The 13,731-nt window shown below is 70.4% G+C and carries 17 protein-coding genes; 9 read left to right on the top strand and 8 right to left on the bottom strand.

Going from position 1 to position 13,731, the window contains the following annotated elements; all coding sequences use genetic code 11:
- Positions 1-70: 70 nt before the first annotated feature.
- Positions 71-1,867 (top strand): PHA/PHB synthase family protein, encoded by a 1,797-nt coding sequence (locus tag OF850_RS02850; RefSeq protein WP_301588193.1) that lies wholly within the window; start codon positions 71-73, stop codon positions 1,865-1,867.
- Here OF850_RS02850 and OF850_RS02845 read toward each other — a convergent pair.
- The 8 genes from OF850_RS02845 to rplM all read right to left on the bottom strand — a co-directional run bounded on the left by OF850_RS02845 (position 1,851) and on the right by rplM (position 6,699).
- Entirely contained in the window at positions 1,851-2,372 is a 522-nt protein-coding gene (locus OF850_RS02845) for a hypothetical protein (RefSeq protein ID WP_301588192.1), read from the bottom strand. The two genes, OF850_RS02850 and OF850_RS02845, sit on opposite strands and share 17 nt — an antisense overlap.
- 47 nt (positions 2,373-2,419) lie before the next feature.
- On the bottom strand, positions 2,420-2,962 hold the full coding sequence (locus OF850_RS02840) for a hypothetical protein (RefSeq protein WP_301588191.1): 543 nt from the start codon (positions 2,960-2,962) through the stop codon (positions 2,420-2,422).
- Positions 2,962-3,486 carry a hypothetical protein gene (locus tag OF850_RS02835; RefSeq protein ID WP_301588190.1) on the bottom strand — a complete coding sequence of 175 codons (525 nt, stop codon included), beginning with the start codon at positions 3,484-3,486 and terminating at the stop codon, positions 2,962-2,964. The genes OF850_RS02840 and OF850_RS02835 overlap by 1 nt, the downstream gene beginning before the upstream one ends.
- A 17-nt stretch (positions 3,487-3,503) precedes the next feature.
- Positions 3,504-4,079, bottom strand: a complete 576-nt coding sequence (locus OF850_RS02830; protein ID WP_301588189.1) for a hypothetical protein — start codon at positions 4,077-4,079, stop codon at positions 3,504-3,506.
- Positions 4,080-4,107: 28 nt separating this feature from the next.
- Positions 4,108-4,653, bottom strand: coding sequence for a gamma carbonic anhydrase family protein (locus tag OF850_RS02825; protein WP_301588188.1), 546 nt, complete (start codon positions 4,651-4,653; stop codon positions 4,108-4,110).
- Positions 4,650-5,600 (bottom strand): N-acetyl-gamma-glutamyl-phosphate reductase, encoded by a 951-nt coding sequence (gene argC, locus OF850_RS02820; protein ID WP_301588187.1) that lies wholly within the window; start codon positions 5,598-5,600, stop codon positions 4,650-4,652. The genes OF850_RS02825 and argC overlap by 4 nt, the downstream gene beginning before the upstream one ends.
- 126 nt (positions 5,601-5,726) lie before the next feature.
- On the bottom strand, positions 5,727-6,227 hold the full coding sequence (gene rpsI, locus OF850_RS02815; protein ID WP_301588185.1) for a 30S ribosomal protein S9: 501 nt from the start codon (positions 6,225-6,227) through the stop codon (positions 5,727-5,729).
- Between the two features lies 1 nt (position 6,228).
- Positions 6,229-6,699, bottom strand: a complete 471-nt coding sequence (rplM, locus tag OF850_RS02810; RefSeq protein WP_301588183.1) for a 50S ribosomal protein L13 — start codon at positions 6,697-6,699, stop codon at positions 6,229-6,231.
- Between the two features lie 162 nt (positions 6,700-6,861).
- On the opposite strand from rplM, the gene OF850_RS02805 reads away from it, so the two are divergent.
- The 8 genes from OF850_RS02805 (at position 6,862) to OF850_RS02770 (ending at position 13,681) form a co-directional block, all read left to right on the top strand.
- The gene (locus OF850_RS02805) at positions 6,862-7,827 is read left to right on the top strand and encodes a Bug family tripartite tricarboxylate transporter substrate binding protein (protein WP_301588181.1); all 966 of its coding nucleotides are present in this window, start codon (positions 6,862-6,864) and stop codon (positions 7,825-7,827) included.
- 81 nt (positions 7,828-7,908) lie between these two features.
- Positions 7,909-9,603: a dihydroxy-acid dehydratase gene (locus tag OF850_RS02800; protein ID WP_301588179.1), complete on the top strand. Its 1,695-nt coding sequence runs from the start codon at positions 7,909-7,911 to the stop codon at positions 9,601-9,603.
- On the top strand, positions 9,600-10,418 hold the full coding sequence (locus OF850_RS02795) for an NAD(P)H-binding protein (RefSeq protein ID WP_301588177.1): 819 nt from the start codon (positions 9,600-9,602) through the stop codon (positions 10,416-10,418). Before OF850_RS02800 ends, OF850_RS02795 begins: the two co-directional genes overlap by 4 nt.
- Before the next feature lie 18 nt (positions 10,419-10,436).
- Positions 10,437-11,603, top strand: coding sequence for a M20 aminoacylase family protein (locus tag OF850_RS02790; protein WP_301588175.1), 1,167 nt, complete (start codon positions 10,437-10,439; stop codon positions 11,601-11,603).
- A complete protein-coding gene (locus OF850_RS02785) occupies positions 11,600-12,127 on the top strand; it encodes a chromate transporter (protein WP_301588173.1) in 528 nt (175 codons plus the stop codon). The genes OF850_RS02790 and OF850_RS02785 overlap by 4 nt, the downstream gene beginning before the upstream one ends.
- Complete coding sequence (locus OF850_RS02780) at positions 12,124-12,636, top strand: chromate transporter (protein WP_301588171.1); 513 nt, start codon at positions 12,124-12,126, stop codon at positions 12,634-12,636. Before OF850_RS02785 ends, OF850_RS02780 begins: the two co-directional genes overlap by 4 nt.
- A complete protein-coding gene (locus OF850_RS02775; protein ID WP_301588170.1) occupies positions 12,633-13,160 on the top strand; it encodes a chromate transporter in 528 nt (175 codons plus the stop codon). Before OF850_RS02780 ends, OF850_RS02775 begins: the two co-directional genes overlap by 4 nt.
- Positions 13,157-13,681, top strand: coding sequence for a chromate transporter (locus OF850_RS02770; RefSeq protein ID WP_301588169.1), 525 nt, complete (start codon positions 13,157-13,159; stop codon positions 13,679-13,681). The genes OF850_RS02775 and OF850_RS02770 overlap by 4 nt, the downstream gene beginning before the upstream one ends.
- The last annotated feature ends 50 nt before the right edge of the window (positions 13,682-13,731 follow it).

Here is a 13,731-nt window from a genome sequence, read left to right as displayed (position 1 = left end):
GGGATACCTTCGGGCTCCTGCTACCCATAGCGCCCCCTCGCCCCGCGCCAAAGCCGGAAGGGCGCCCCGCGTGAGCCAGAATCAGGAACCGATCAACCCCAAGCTGCCGGATCCGGCGCTGGTGACGCGCACCATGGCCGAGGTCGCGGAGCGCGGCCAGCGGATCGTGGCGGACTTCCTGAAGCGCCAGTCGGAGGAAACGCCGAGCCCGGACCCGTTCAACATCGGCTCGGCCTTTATGGAGATGACGACCCGGCTGATGGCCAATCCGGCGCGGCTGATGCAGGCGCAGATCGGCTTCTGGCAGGACTACCTGACGCTGTGGAACAGCACGGCGCGGCGCATGCTGGGCGAGCAGGTGGCCCCCGTCATCTCCGAGCCCAAGGGCGACCGCCGCTTCAAGGACGATGCCTGGCGGGAGAACGAGGTCTTCGACTTCATCCGGCAGTCCTACCTGCTTTCCGCGCGCTACTTCGTGAACGCGGTGCAGGGCGCGGAGGGGCTCGACCCCAAGACCGCGCAGAAGGTGGACTTCTACACGCGGCAGTTCGTGGACGCGATGAGCCCGGCGAACTTCCTGCTCACCAACCCGGAGGTGCTGCGCCGCACCGCGGAAACGGGCGGGGCCAACCTGCTGAAGGGCCTGTCCAACCTCCTGGCGGACCTGGAGCGGGGCAAGGGGCGCCTGCGCATCCGGATGACGGACGACACCAAGTTTAAGGTGGGCGAGAACATCGCCGTCACCCCGGGCAAGGTGGTGTTCGAGACGCCGCTGATGCAGCTCATCCAGTACAGCCCCACCACTGAGACAGTGCTGAAGCGGCCGCTCCTGATCCTGCCGCCCTGGATCAATAAGTTCTACATCCTCGACCTTCGCCCCAAGAACAGCTTCATCCGCTGGGCGGTGGAGCAGGGGCACACGGTCTTCGTCTGCTCCTGGGTCAACCCGGACGAGACCTTGGCCGAGAAGGGCTTCGAGGACTACATGACCGAGGGCGTGCTGGCCGCGCTCGAGGCCATCGAGAAGGCCACTGGCGAGCGCGAGGTGAATGCCATCGGCTACTGCCTCGGCGGGACGCTGCTGGCGACGACCCTCGCCCACATGACCGCGAGGAAGGACAACCGCATCAAGTCGGCGACCTACTTCGTCACCATGACGGACTTCGAGGAAGCGGGCGAGCTGGGCGTCTTCATCGACGAGGAGCAGCTGAAGTCCCTCGAGGACAAGATGCAGAAGCGTGGCTTCCTGGAAGGCGCCGAGATGGCGACCACCTTCAACATGCTTCGCGCGAACGACCTCATCTGGTCCTTCGTGGTGAACAACTACCTGCTCGGCCAGGATCCCTTCCCGTTCGACTTGCTGTACTGGAACGACGATTCGACCCGCATGCCGGCGCGGATGCATTCCTTCTACCTGCGCCGCATGTACCAGCAGAACGACCTGGTGAAGCCGGGTGAGATCGAACTGCTGGGGACCAAGATCGACCTCCGGAAGATCAAGGTGCCCAGCTACATGATCTCGACGCGCGAGGACCACATCGCACCCTGGAAGAGCACCTATCGCGGCACGCAGATCTATGGCGGGCCGATCCGCTTCGTCCTTGCGGCCTCGGGCCACATCGCGGGCGTGGTGAACCCGCCCGACTCCGGCAAGTACAGCCACTGGGTGAACGAGCAGCTTCCGCCCTCCCCCGATGACTGGCTCACCGGCGCGACGGAGATGGCCGGGTCCTGGTGGCCGGATTGGCAGCGCTGGGTGACGGCGCTGAACAGTGAGCGCGTCCCCGCCCGCGTGCCGGGCAGCGGCGCGCTGCCGGCGATCGAGGACGCGCCGGGCCGCTACGTGCGGGTCATGGCGACGGACTGACGCCGAAGGCGGTGTTCGCGGCGCCGCTGTTGCGCCGCGCCACCTCCTCCGCCAGCGCCGCCGTGGCTAAGGCGGCGTTCGGCAACGGGCCCGGCACCTGGAGCCTTTCGCGCGGCGTCGGCTGCGCGTTGCGGAACACGGGCGGCCCCAGGGAGGGCTCCCTCCCCGCCGCCAGGGCGCGGGACGCCTCCACCAAGGCGTCGATCACCGCGTCGGGCGCAGCTCGCGGCTCGATGCCAAGAGCTTGGCGCCCCTCCTCAACCGCCCTGTTCATGACGAAGCGGAATGAGTCGGGAAATCCAGCCATGGCGCCGCCGGGCGAAAGCGCGCGCGACAGGAATTCCAGCCGCGCGACCGCCAGGGCCGTGGCTGCCGGCCGCCCTTCGAGCCCGGCGCCCTGAGCGTCGAAGTCCCGCGCGGCGAGGCGCGCGACCTCCGGCGCAGGCAGGGCGCTCGGCCCGCCGGACAATTCGGGAGGTGGCGGCGGCGCCGGGGGCGTGCGCATCTCGGCGCAGCCCGCGGCAGCGAGGGCGAGGAGAAGGAGCGCGCGCCTCAAAACCGGACGCGGCCCCCGGCCCCTCCGCGGGTCTGGTCCGTTTGAAGCTGGACCTGCGCGGCCGAATTGGCGGCCTCCACCGTGCGCGGCAGCCGCGGCAGCGTGGCCAGGCGGGCGATCAGCGCCGGATCGTCGCGCGGCGGGATGCCCGACTGCTCATCGGAGGCGATGCGCGCCATGCGGTCGATCACCGCCTGGGCCGGCACTTCCGGCGGAATGCCGAGGACGCCCCGCCATTCCTGCCGTGCCTGCCGCAGCCGGACCGGCAGCAGCGGGTCGCGCTGGTTGTAGCGCGGGTCGGTCGGCAGCGAGGCCGCCAGGTATTCCATGTCGATGATCGCCGCCGCGGCCGCGCCGGGCCGGTTGGCCAGCGTCGCCGGATTGGCGAAGGCGTAGGAGGCGCGCAGCACGGCCGCCCGGGTCGGGTCGCCCGCGCCTTCGACGCTGCCGGGCGGCAGGCGCGCGTATTCGACGGGCGGCAGCGCTCCCTCCGCGCAGGCCGCCAACGGCAGCAGGACCAGGAAGGAGCGCCGGCGCATCAGCGGACGCTCCCTACCGGCGCGCCGGCCCCGCGGCCGCGCACCGCCTCCCCGGCCAGGGCGGCCGCCGCGGCCGTGGCCGGCATGACGGGCCGGGCCTGGAGCGCCGCGAGGCTGATGGGGGAGGCGCCGGTCGTCTCCAGCGAGCGCGCCGCGCCGTAATACTGGTTCACGACCAGCTGCGGCGGGGCGTCAGCCGGGATTCCGAGGGCCTGCCGCCACTCTCGCCGCGCCGTCCGAAGCTGGAGCGGCAGGTTGACGGGCGTGCTGTCGAGCGCCGGATTGTTCATGGAGGTGTTCTCCGTGAGGTACTCGAGGTTCGCGATGTTGCGCGCGGCATCCGCCAGGGTACCGAGCGGACGGCCACGAACGTCAAAGCCGCCCGCCACCGAGGTGATTGCGCTGCGCGTCGGATCGCCCGCACCGGGCACAGCGTCAGCGGGCAGATAGACGACGTTCTCTTGCGGCAGCGGCGCGCAGGCCCCCGCGAGGAGGAGAAGCGTCAGGAAAGCTTTCGTTCGCACGTTTGGTCACTCCTGGGTCAGGGATGGGAGCCGCTGCTGCCGCCATCCCCCGAGAATCGATCTTGCGTCTCGATCCGCATCATTTCCGATTGGGCAAGGCTGGTCGCCCGTGCCGCGACAGGCAAGGGGCGCGCCACCGAAAGGGCGGCGAGGGTCACGTCCGGCGTCGGGAAGCCCCACGTGGCGAGGGTGTTGCGGGCGGCGGCCTCGTCCTGCGCCTCCAGCGCCGCTCCCGCGGCCACCATCGCGTCCACGACCGCCTGGGGCGGGGCGCCGGGCGGAACCGCATAGGCGTGCCGAAGCTCGGCCCGCGCCTCGTCCAGCTGGAGGCCGACGGTCGGGGAATACTCCCACCAGCGCGGGTTCCAGCGGAAATCGGCCGCCATGAACTCCACCATCGCGGCGCCGCGCGCCCGGTCCACCGGGCGCGTGGCGGCCGGATGGCCGAAGACATAGGCGCTGGACAAGACGGAAGCCCGCATCGGGTCGGCCACGGACCCAACCACCGAGGGCGGCAGGGTGGCGGAAGGCGGCGCCTCGCCGACCGTGCAGCCGGCGAGACCGAGGAGCAGCGGGAGGGCGAGGCGGTTCATGGGATGAATCTAGAACGCCCGCATGGCACTACGAGGGAGGCGGGCTGTCTTTTTCGCCATCCAGCGAGGCACGGTGCCGACCGGCCAGTTCCACGTAGTGCGGCGCGGTGCGGGCGAAGCGGGCGCGCGCCGCATCGTCCAGCACCCGCACCATCCGGGCGGGGTTGCCCATCCACAGCTCCCCTGCCGCGATGCGCTTGCCCGGAGGCAGCACGGAACCCGCCCCCAGCATGCCGCCGCCCTCGATCACGCATCCATCCAGCACCGTGGCGCCCATGCCCACGAAGGCGCCATCCTCCAGCGTGCAGGCATGGATGATGGCGGCATGGCCCACCGTCACGTCGGCGCCGATGATCGCGGGCTCGCGCCCGTGATTCACGTGGACGATGGTGCCGTCCTGGATGTTCGAGCGCGCGCCGACGCGAATGACGTTCGTGTCGCCGCGGAGGACGCAGTGATACCAGATGCTGGCGCCCTCCCCGATCTCCACGTCGCCGATCACCGCCGCCGTGGGGGCGACCCAGGCGGCTCCGTGAACGCGGGGACGCTTCCCCTCGAACGGGTACAGGCTCACGCGGCGACCGGCAGGGCGGCGTCCACCTCCACCCCCAGCATCAGCCCGAGATTCTGCACCGCGGCACCCGAGGCGCCCTTGCCGAGATTGTCCAGCCGCGCGACCAGCACCGCCTGGCGATGCGCCGCGCTGCCATACACGCGCAGTTCCAGCGCGTTGGAGCCGTTGAGGTCTTCCGGGGTGAGGCGCGCCCCGCCTTCGCCGGGCAGCACCTTCACCCATTCCGAACCGGTGTAATGCGCCGTCAGCGCCGCCTCCAGGTCGCCCGGGGCGGGCTTCCCAGGCAGCGCGTCGAGGTGGAGCGGGATGGACACCAGCATTCCCTGCGCGAACTCCCCGACGCTCGGCACGAAGATCGGCCGCCGGGACAGGCCCGAGTAGAGCTGAAGCTCCGGCACGTGCTTGTGCTCCAAGCCTAGCCCGTAGAGGAAGAACGGCCCCACCGTGCCCGCGTCGAACTCCGCGATCATGGACTTGCCGCCGCCCGTGTAGCCGGAGACAGCATTGACCGCGATCGGGAAGTCCGCGGGCAGGATGCCGGACTCGGTCAGCGGGCGCAGCAGGGCGATGGCGCCGGTCGGGTAGCAGCCCGGGTTGGACACGCGCCGCGCGGCGGCGATGCGCTCCGCATGGCCCTTGGTCAGCTCGGGGAAGCCATAGACCCACTCCGGGTCCACCCGGTGGGCGGTTGACGCGTCCAGCAGCCGGGGGGCCTTCGCGCCCATCTCCCGCGCGATGGAAGCGACTTCCTTCGCGCCGGCATCGGGCAGGCAGAGCACGACTGCGTCCACCTCCTCCATCAGCGCGCGCTTGGTCTCCGGGTCCTTGCGCTTCTCCTCGGGGATGGAGCGGATCTCGATCCCCTTGTGGTTCGCCAGCCGCGCGCGGATCTGCAGGCCCGTCGTGCCGCTTTCGCCGTCGATGAAGATGGAAGGGGTCCTGGACATGGTCTCGTCTCCGTCGGTCTCGAGTGTGGAACAGGGTAGAGAAACGAAAAAGGGGCAGGTCCCTCGCGGAACCTGCCCCTGACACGGTCTGTGGAAGACCGGGCGCTGCCGCCCGGTCCCCAGGCGTCAGCGCTTGGAGAACTGGAAGGAACGTCGCGCCTTCATCTTGCCGTACTTCTTGCGCTCGACCGCACGCGGGTCGCGCGTCAGGAAGCCAGCCTTCTTCAGGATGGCCCGCAGCTCCGGCTCGTAGTTGCACAGGGCGCGCGAGATGCCGTGGCGCACCGCGCCAGCCTGGCCCGACAGCCCGCCGCCCGCCACGGTGGCGATGACGTCGAACTGCTGGTAGCGGTCCGCCACCAGGAAGGGCTGGGCGATCAGCATCCGCAGCACGGGGCGCGCGAAATACTTGCCCTGCGGCTTGTCGTTGATGGTGATGGTGCCCTTGCCGGGCTTCACCCAAACGCGCGCCACGCTCTCCTTGCGGGAGCCGGTGGCATAGGCGCGGCCTTGGGCGTCGCGCTTCGGCTCACGGACGGGCGCGGCCTCGCTGCCGGCGGCGGCCGGGGTGCCCTGGACCAGGTTCTTGAGGTCGGCGAGGGAGTTCGCCGTGGTCTGCTCGCTCATCTCAGCCAACCTTGTTCTTGCGGTTCATCGCGGCGACGTCGAGCGCCTGCGGACCCTGGCCCGCATGGGGATGCTCGCCGCCGGCATAGACATGCAGGTTCTTCATCTGCTGCCGGCCGAGCGGGCCACGCGTGATCATGCGCTCCACCGCCTTCTCCACCACGCGGGTGGGGAAGCGGCCATCGAGGCGGGAGCGGATGGTCTGCCCCTTGATGCCGCCCGGAAAGCCGGTGTGGTAGTAGAAGACCGATTGCTGGGCCTTGTTGCCCGTCATCCGCACCTTGTCCGCATTGACGACGACGACATGGTCGCCGCAATCCACGTGCGGGGTGAACGTCGCCTTGTGCTTGCCGCGCAGGCGGTTGGCGATGATGGAGGCGAGGCGGCCGAGGACGAGACCCTCGGCGTCGATCACCCACCAGTTCTTCTGGACCTCCGCCGGCTTCACCGAGCGGGTCTGAGTGCTGAGCATGTGCGAACCTTGAACCGCAGAATTACGTTCAGGACTTCTCGCCGGAAACCCGCCTCCGGTCAAGCCTTTGTTGATGAGGTAGCATGATACCGCTCCAACGTCCTTTCCCTTGAGCCCCGCGCCCCTGCGCTGCCAAGGTGGGAGAAACGGAGGAACCCAGGAATGATCGAACGCCGCGCCCTCTTGGCCTCGCCCGTCCTGCTCGCCCTTCCCGCGCGGGCGCAGGCCTGGCCGGGGGGCCAGACCGTCTCGGTGGTGCTGCCCTATTCGCCCGGCGGCTCCACCGACGTGCTCGGGAGGATCCTGACCCAGGGCCTGTCGGAGCGGCTGGGCGGCACCTTCATCATGGATCACAAGCCCGGCGCCACCACGACGCTCGGCGCCCGCCATGTGGCCCGCGCCCGTCCTGATGGGCACACCCTGTTTCTCGGCACGGTGGTGTCCTTCACCATGGCGCCCTTCGCGCTGCGCAACATCGGCTACGACCCGGTCAACGACTTCGCGCACCTGACCATGCTCGCCGAGACGGGCTTCGTGCTGGTGGCCCATCCGCGCACCCCCACGGTGCAGTCGCTGGTCGAGGCCGCGAAGGCCCGGCCGGGCCAGCTGTCCTACGCGACATGGGGCGTCGGCTCGTCCTCGCACCTACTGATGCTGGACTTCATGCGCCGGACGGGCACCGACATGCTCCATGTGCCGTTCAACGGTTCTCCGCCGGGCCTGACCGAGACGATGGCCGGCCGCATCGACGCGATGATGACCGTCGTCGCCCCGGCGCGGCCTCAGATCGAGGGAGGACGCTTGGCCGGACTCGCCATTCCCTCGGCCGTCCGGCTGGAAGCGCTTCCCGATGTGCAGACGGTGGAGGAGGTGGGGACGGGACTCGCCGGGATGCGTTCGGCAGGATGGTTCTCGCTCCAGGCGCCGGCGGGGACACCGCAGCCCATCCAGGAGCGCCTGGCCCAGGCAGCGGCCGAAAGCTTCCGCACCCCGGCGGCCAAGGCGCAGCTCGCCCAGCTCGGCTTCCTGGAAACGCCGCCGGGCCCGGGGCCGCTCCGCGCCCGCATCGGGGAGGAACTTGCCCTGCACCGGGATCTGATGGCCCGCGCCGGCATCCAGCCGGAGTAAGGAAGGAAAGGGGCGGCCCCTGGACGCCCCTGCCCTCTGCGGGCAGTTTGCCGGGCCTCAGATGTCCGGGGAGTGGCGGCGATGACCGAGAAGAAGGGGCTGGCGCGCGGCGCCGCCAACTACGGCGACAAGGAGTTCGCCCTCTACCTGCGGCGGTCCTTCGCCAAGTCCATGGGCTACTCCCAGGCCGCGCTCGACCGGCCCGTGGTGGGCATCGCCGACACGGGCAGCGACCTCAACAACTGCCACCGTACCGCGCCGGAACTGATCGAGGCCGTGAAGCGCGGCGTGCTGATGGCGGGCGGGCTGCCCCTCGCCTTTCCCACCATCTCGCTCTGCGAGCCGTTCCTGCAGCCCTGCTCCATGCACTACCGCAACCTGATGGCGCTGGACACGGAGGCGATGATCGCCGCCCAGCCCATGGATTCCGTCGTGCTGGTCGGTGGCTGCGACAAGACTGTCCCCGCCCAGCTCATGGCTGCCGCCAGCGCCGGCGTGCCCGCCGTGCAGCTTGTCGTCGGGCCGATGTCGGCCAACCGCTACATGGGCGAACGCTTGGCGGCCTGCACCGATTGCCGCCGCTACTGGGGCCGCTACCGCGCGGGCGACGTGAGCGAGGAGCGCATTGCCGAGGTGGAGGGCAACCTCGCCACCACCGCGGGCACCTGCGGCGTGATGGGCACGGCCAGCACCATGGCGTGCCTTGCCGCGACGCTCGGCTTCATGCCGCTGATGGCCGCCTCCATCCCAGCCACCCATGCCGACCGTCTGCGCGCGGCGGAGGAGGCGGGCGCCCAGGCCGTGCGGCTGATCCAGAATCCCGTCCGGCCCGAGACGCTGATCACGGAGAAGTCGGTCGAGAACGCGCTGCGCGTGCTGATGGCCCTCGGCGGCTCGACCAACGCCCTTGTCCACCTTTCGGCCATCGCCGGGCGCGTCGGCGTGAAGGTGGATTACGACCGGTTGAACGAACTGTCCGACACCACCCCCGTCCTAGTGGACCTCAAGCCCACCGGCGAGGGCTACATGGAGGATTTCCACGCGGCCGGCGGTCTCGTCGCCCTGCTGCACGAGATCCGCGACCTGCTGCACCTGGATTGCGTGGATCTCGACGGCAGCACCCTGACCGAGCGCATCGGCGACGGGCCGGCCTTCGTGGACCGCACCTACATCAAGCCGCGGGCCGAGCCCGTCTCCCCCGTCGGCGGCCTGGTCGCGTTGCGCGGCAGCCTGGCGCCCGACGGGGCGATCCTCAAGCGTTCTGCCGCGACGGAGTCCCTGTTCGAGCACGAGGCGGAATGCCACGTCTTTGACGGACTGGAGGACCTCGCCGCGCGCATTGACGACGACGCCCTGCCGGTGACCGCCGAGACGGTCATGATCCTGAAGGGCGCCGGTCCGCTTTCCCCGGCCGGGATGCCAGAGGCCGGCTACCTGCCCATCCCGCGCAAGCTGGGCCGGGCCGGGGTGAAGGACATGGTCCGGATGAGCGATTGCCGCATGTCCGGCACCGCCTTCGGCACGGTGGTGCTGCACATCGCCCCCGAGGCGCTGGCCGGCGGCCCGCTCGGCCTGGTCGAGACCGGCGACCGAATCCGCCTTTCCGTGAAGGAGCGCCGCCTCGACCTGCTGGTGGACGAAGCGGTGCTGGCCGAGCGCCGCGCCCGCTGGGTGGCCCCGCCCGCGCCAAAGCGCGGCTGGGACGCGCTGGTCCGGCGCGAGGTGACCCAGGCGCCGGAAGGGGCGGATCTGCGCTTCCTGCTGCCCGAGGGATGATCGCCCTCATCGGCGCGACGGGCCGCTCCGGCGCGGCGCTGGCCCACGCGCTGGACTGTCCCTTCCGCGCCGTGGTTCGGGACGCGGAGCGCTGGCGGGCGATGGGCATCGCGGCGCCACACGCCGTCGCGGCGCTGGAGGACGCAGCGGGATTGCGAAATGCGCTGGAGGGGGCGGAACTCGTCGTTTCCTGCGCCCATGCCCGTCACGCCCCCGCCATCCTGGCCGCGACAGGGGCGCCGGTCGTGCTGATGGGCTCCACGCGCCGCCATTCCCGCTGGCCCGACGCGCATGGCGATGGGGTGCGGGCGGGCGAGGCCGCCTTCCGGACCGATGGCCGACCCGGCGTGATGCTGCACCCGACCATGATCTACGGCGCGCAGGGCGAGGATAACGTGCAGCGCCTCGCCGCGCTGATGCGGCGCCTGCCCGTGCTCCCGCTTCCGGGTGGCGGGCAGGCCCTGGTGCAGCCCATCCATCAAGGGGACGTCACGCGTTCCCTCCTCGCAGCGATCCGCATCGCGCACCAAGCGCCGCGCGTCCTGGACGTGGCGGGGCCGGAGCCCCTGCCCTACCGCGAGTTCTGCGCCGAGGTGGCCCGCGCTGCCGGCTTTGCGCCACGCCCCGTCCTGCCTGTCCCGGCGGGTCTGCTGATGGCCGTCGCCCCGCTCGCCCGCCTCCTCCTGCCCCGGATCGGGCGCGACGAGATCCGCCGCCTGACCGAGGACAAGGCCTTCAACATCGCCGCCATGCGGGAGGCGCTGGGGGTCCACCCCATCCCCCTTGCCGAAGGGCTCCGCCTGACCTTTGCTTGACGCAAAGGAGTCTCTCTCATGCCCGTCATCAACCGCATCGCCGACTTCCACCCCGAGATGACGGAATGGCGGCACGACTTCCACCAACACCCCGAACTGGGCTTCGAGGAGACGCGCACCAGCGGCCTGGTCGCACAGCGCCTGCGCGAGTTCGGCTGCGACGAGGTGCATGAGGGCATCGCCCGCACCGGCGTCGTCGGCGTCATCCATGGCCAGGGCGGACCGAACGGCCGCGCCATCGGCTTCCGCGCCGACATGGACGCGCTGCCGATCGAGGAGGCGACGGGCCTGCCTTTCGCCTCTTCCATCCCGGGCAAGATGCACGCCTGCGGCCATGACGGGCACACGACCATGCTGCTCGGCGCGGCCAAGTACCTGGCCGAGACGCGCAACTTCTCCGGCACGATCTATGTGATCTTCCAGCCCGCCGAGGAGAACCTCGCTGGCGGCGGCGTGATGGTGAAGGAAGGGCTGTTCGACCGCTTCCCGATGCAGCGCGTCTTCGGCATCCACAACTGGCCCGGCATGCCCACCGGCACCTTCCTGTGGCGCGAGGGGCCGATGATGGCCGCCGTCGCCAACCTGGAGGTGGAGATCACCGGCAAGGGCGCACACGGCGCGATGCCGCACGAGGGCAACGACCCCATCGTGGTCGCCGCCGCCATCATCCAGGCGCTGCAGACCATCGTGGCCCGCAACGTGGAGCCGGTGGAAGCCGGCGTCATCACCATCGGCAGCATCCAGGGCGGGCACACCTACAACGTCATTCCCGGCGCGGTGAAGATGCTGGGCACGGCACGCTGGTTCCTGCCCGAGGTGGGCGACCTGCTGGAAAGCAGGTTCCTGAAGATCGTCACCGGCATTGCGGAAAGCTTCGGCTGCACGGCCGACGCGCGGTTCCTGCGCGCCTACCCGGCCACGGTGAACGACGCGGAAAGCACGCAGATGGTCTTGCCCGCCGCTCGCGCCGTGGTGGGCGATGACAAGGTGATGCCCCTTCCCAAGCCGACCATGGGCGCGGAGGATTTCTCCTTCATGCTGAATTCCTGCCCTGGCTCCTACCTCTTCTTGGGCGGCGCGGGCGAGTACTCGGTCCATCACCCGCAGTACCGCTTCAACGACGAGATCCTCCCCATCGGCGCCTCCTTCTTCGCCACGATCGCCGAACAGCTCCTTCCGCGGTGAGGCTCGGCGAGCTCTTCCTGGGCTACGCCAAGATCGGCCTGCTCGGCTTCGGCGGTGTGGCGGCCATCGCCCGCCACGTCATCGTGGAGGAGCGCAAATGGCTGAGCGAGCGCGACTATGCCGAGGTGCTGGGCCTCGGCCAGGTGCTGCCGGGGCCGAATGTGGGCAATGCGGCGGTGATGATCGGCCGGCGCTTCCACGGCTTCGCCGGGGCGGTGACCGCGACGGCGGGGCTGTATAGCGGACCTCTCGCGATTCTCGTGCTGCTTGCCGTGTTCTACGACCATTTCGGGCAGGAGCCGGGCGTCGCCTCCTTCATGCGCGGCGTCGCCGCCGCCGCCGCTGGCATGGTGATCGGCATGGCGGTGAAGATGGCGGACAAGCTGCGCCCGCCGATCGAACTGATCGGGGTTGGGCTTCTTTCGCTGGTCGCGGGCGCCTGGCTGCGCCTGCCCTTGCCGCTGATCGTCCTCATCCTGGCGCCGCTGGGCATCTGGCTGTCGCTCCGGAGGCACGCGGCGTGATCCTGCAACTGTTCCTCACCTTCTCCCTGCTCTCGCTCCTCGCGATCGGCGGCGCGAATGCCGTGCTGCCGGAAATGTACCGCCAGATCGTCGAGATCCATGGCTGGATGGAGGCCGCGACCTTCGCGCAGCTCTTTGCCCTGGCCCAGGCGGCGCCCGGGCCGAACATCCTCGCCGCCTCCGTGATGGGCTGGCGCATCGCTGGCCCGAGCGGGCTGGCGGCAGCGACACTCGGCATGCTGCTGCCGGCCGCCATCCTCGCCTGGTGCGTGGCGGGGGTGACGCAGCGCCTGTCGCGCGCGCCCTGGCTGAAGCCGGCGCAGTTCGGGCTCGTGCCCGTCGCCATCGGCCTCATCGCCGCCTCGGGCGTCATCATGGCGGAGGCGGCAGGGACCGGCCCCCTTCCCTGGATCATCATCCTGGGTAGCGCGGCTTTCGTCTGGCGCACCGCCTTCTCGCCGCTCTGGGCGCTCGCGGCAGGGGGCGTGCTGGGCTGGATCCTCCTGTGACACCCAGCCGGACGCAGCTTTTCCTGGCATACCTTCGGATCGGCCTCACCGGCTTCGGCGGGGTGAATGCCTGGGCGCGGCAGCTTCTGGTCGAGAAGAAGGGCTGGCTGACCGACCAGCAATACGCCGAGGCCCTGGGGGTGGGGCAGGTCCTTCCCGGTCCGAACGCCCTGAACTGCGCCATCAACATCGGCACACGCTTCCACGGTGCCGCCGGGGCCGCGCTGGCGGGGATCGGGCTCTTCGCAGGGCCGATGGCCGTGCTGCTCGGCGTCGCGGCGCTTTATGACCGCTACGGCCAGATTCCGCTGGTGCGCGCCGTGCTGACCGGTATCGCCGCTGCTGCCGCCGGGATGGTGCTGGGAACCGCGATCAAGATGGCGATCAAGCTTCGCCCCACGCCGATGCTGACGGCGACCGGGCTGCTGGCGCTGGTCCTGGCGCTGCTGCGGGTTCCCCTGCCCCTCGTGCTGCTCGGCCTTGCGCCGCTTGGCATCTGGGCGGCACGGCGGGCCGCGCGATGAGCGAGGACGGCGAGATCGGGCCCTTGGTGCTCGCCTTTCTCGCCCTTTCCCTTGTCAGCGTCGGCGGCGGCATCGCCGTTCTGCCGGAGATGCACCGGCTGGTGGTGGAGCAGCATGGCTGGATGGACAGCCTGGCCTTCGCCAAGCGCTTCGCCCTCGCCCAGGCCGCACCGGGGCCGAACATCATGGTGGTGGGGCTGATCGGCTGGCACGTCGCGGGCGCGACGGGCATGTTCGCCGCCATGCTCGCCATGTGCGGGCCGACCTCGCTCCTTGCCTATGCCGTGGCGCGGCTGCGGCAGCGCGACCTGCCCTGGCTGCGCCTCGTGGAGCGGGGGCTGGTTCCCATCGCGGTGGGGCTGATCGCCGCCTCGGGGCTGCTGCTGGCCAAGGGCACGGTGGAGGAGGCGACGCTGGCCCTGCCCCTGGCGGCCGCCTGCACCGTGTTCGTCTGGCGATCCTCGCGCTCGCCGCTCTGGGTGCTGGTGGCGGGGGCGCTCTACGGCGCGTTGCTGCTGTAGCGATACGCCCTTGCGGTGCGCCCCGTCCCGGCAGAAGAAGGACGAAACAC

The sequence above is a fragment of the Sabulicella glaciei genome, from assembly GCF_026183895.1.
Lineage (GTDB): Bacteria > Pseudomonadota > Alphaproteobacteria > Acetobacterales > Acetobacteraceae > Roseococcus > Roseococcus glaciei.
The sequence above is the reverse complement of the archived record's forward strand: the minus strand, read 5'-3'. Positions and strand labels throughout refer to the sequence as shown.

Excerpts from the sequence above, each read along its gene's own strand:
- rpsI (WP_301588185.1), bottom strand. The coding sequence starts at position 6,227 with ATGAGCGAGCAGACCACGGCGAACTCCCTCGCCGACCTCAAGAACCTG.
- OF850_RS02800 (WP_301588179.1), top strand. The coding sequence starts at position 7,909 with ATGACCGAGAAGAAGGGGCTGGCGCGCGGCGCCGCCAACTACGGCGAC.
- OF850_RS02790 (WP_301588175.1), top strand. The coding sequence starts at position 10,437 with ATGCCCGTCATCAACCGCATCGCCGACTTCCACCCCGAGATGACGGAA.
- OF850_RS02770 (WP_301588169.1), top strand. The coding sequence starts at position 13,157 with ATGAGCGAGGACGGCGAGATCGGGCCCTTGGTGCTCGCCTTTCTCGCC.
- argC (WP_301588187.1), bottom strand. The coding sequence starts at position 5,600 with ATGTCCAGGACCCCTTCCATCTTCATCGACGGCGAAAGCGGCACGACG.
- OF850_RS02805 (WP_301588181.1), top strand. The coding sequence starts at position 6,862 with ATGATCGAACGCCGCGCCCTCTTGGCCTCGCCCGTCCTGCTCGCCCTT.
- rplM (WP_301588183.1), bottom strand. The coding sequence starts at position 6,699 with ATGCTCAGCACTCAGACCCGCTCGGTGAAGCCGGCGGAGGTCCAGAAG.
- OF850_RS02845 (WP_301588192.1), bottom strand. The coding sequence starts at position 2,372 with ATGCGCACGCCCCCGGCGCCGCCGCCACCTCCCGAATTGTCCGGCGGG.
- OF850_RS02830 (WP_301588189.1), bottom strand. The coding sequence starts at position 4,079 with ATGAACCGCCTCGCCCTCCCGCTGCTCCTCGGTCTCGCCGGCTGCACG.
- OF850_RS02795 (WP_301588177.1), top strand. The coding sequence starts at position 9,600 with ATGATCGCCCTCATCGGCGCGACGGGCCGCTCCGGCGCGGCGCTGGCC.
- OF850_RS02840 (WP_301588191.1), bottom strand. The coding sequence starts at position 2,962 with ATGCGCCGGCGCTCCTTCCTGGTCCTGCTGCCGTTGGCGGCCTGCGCG.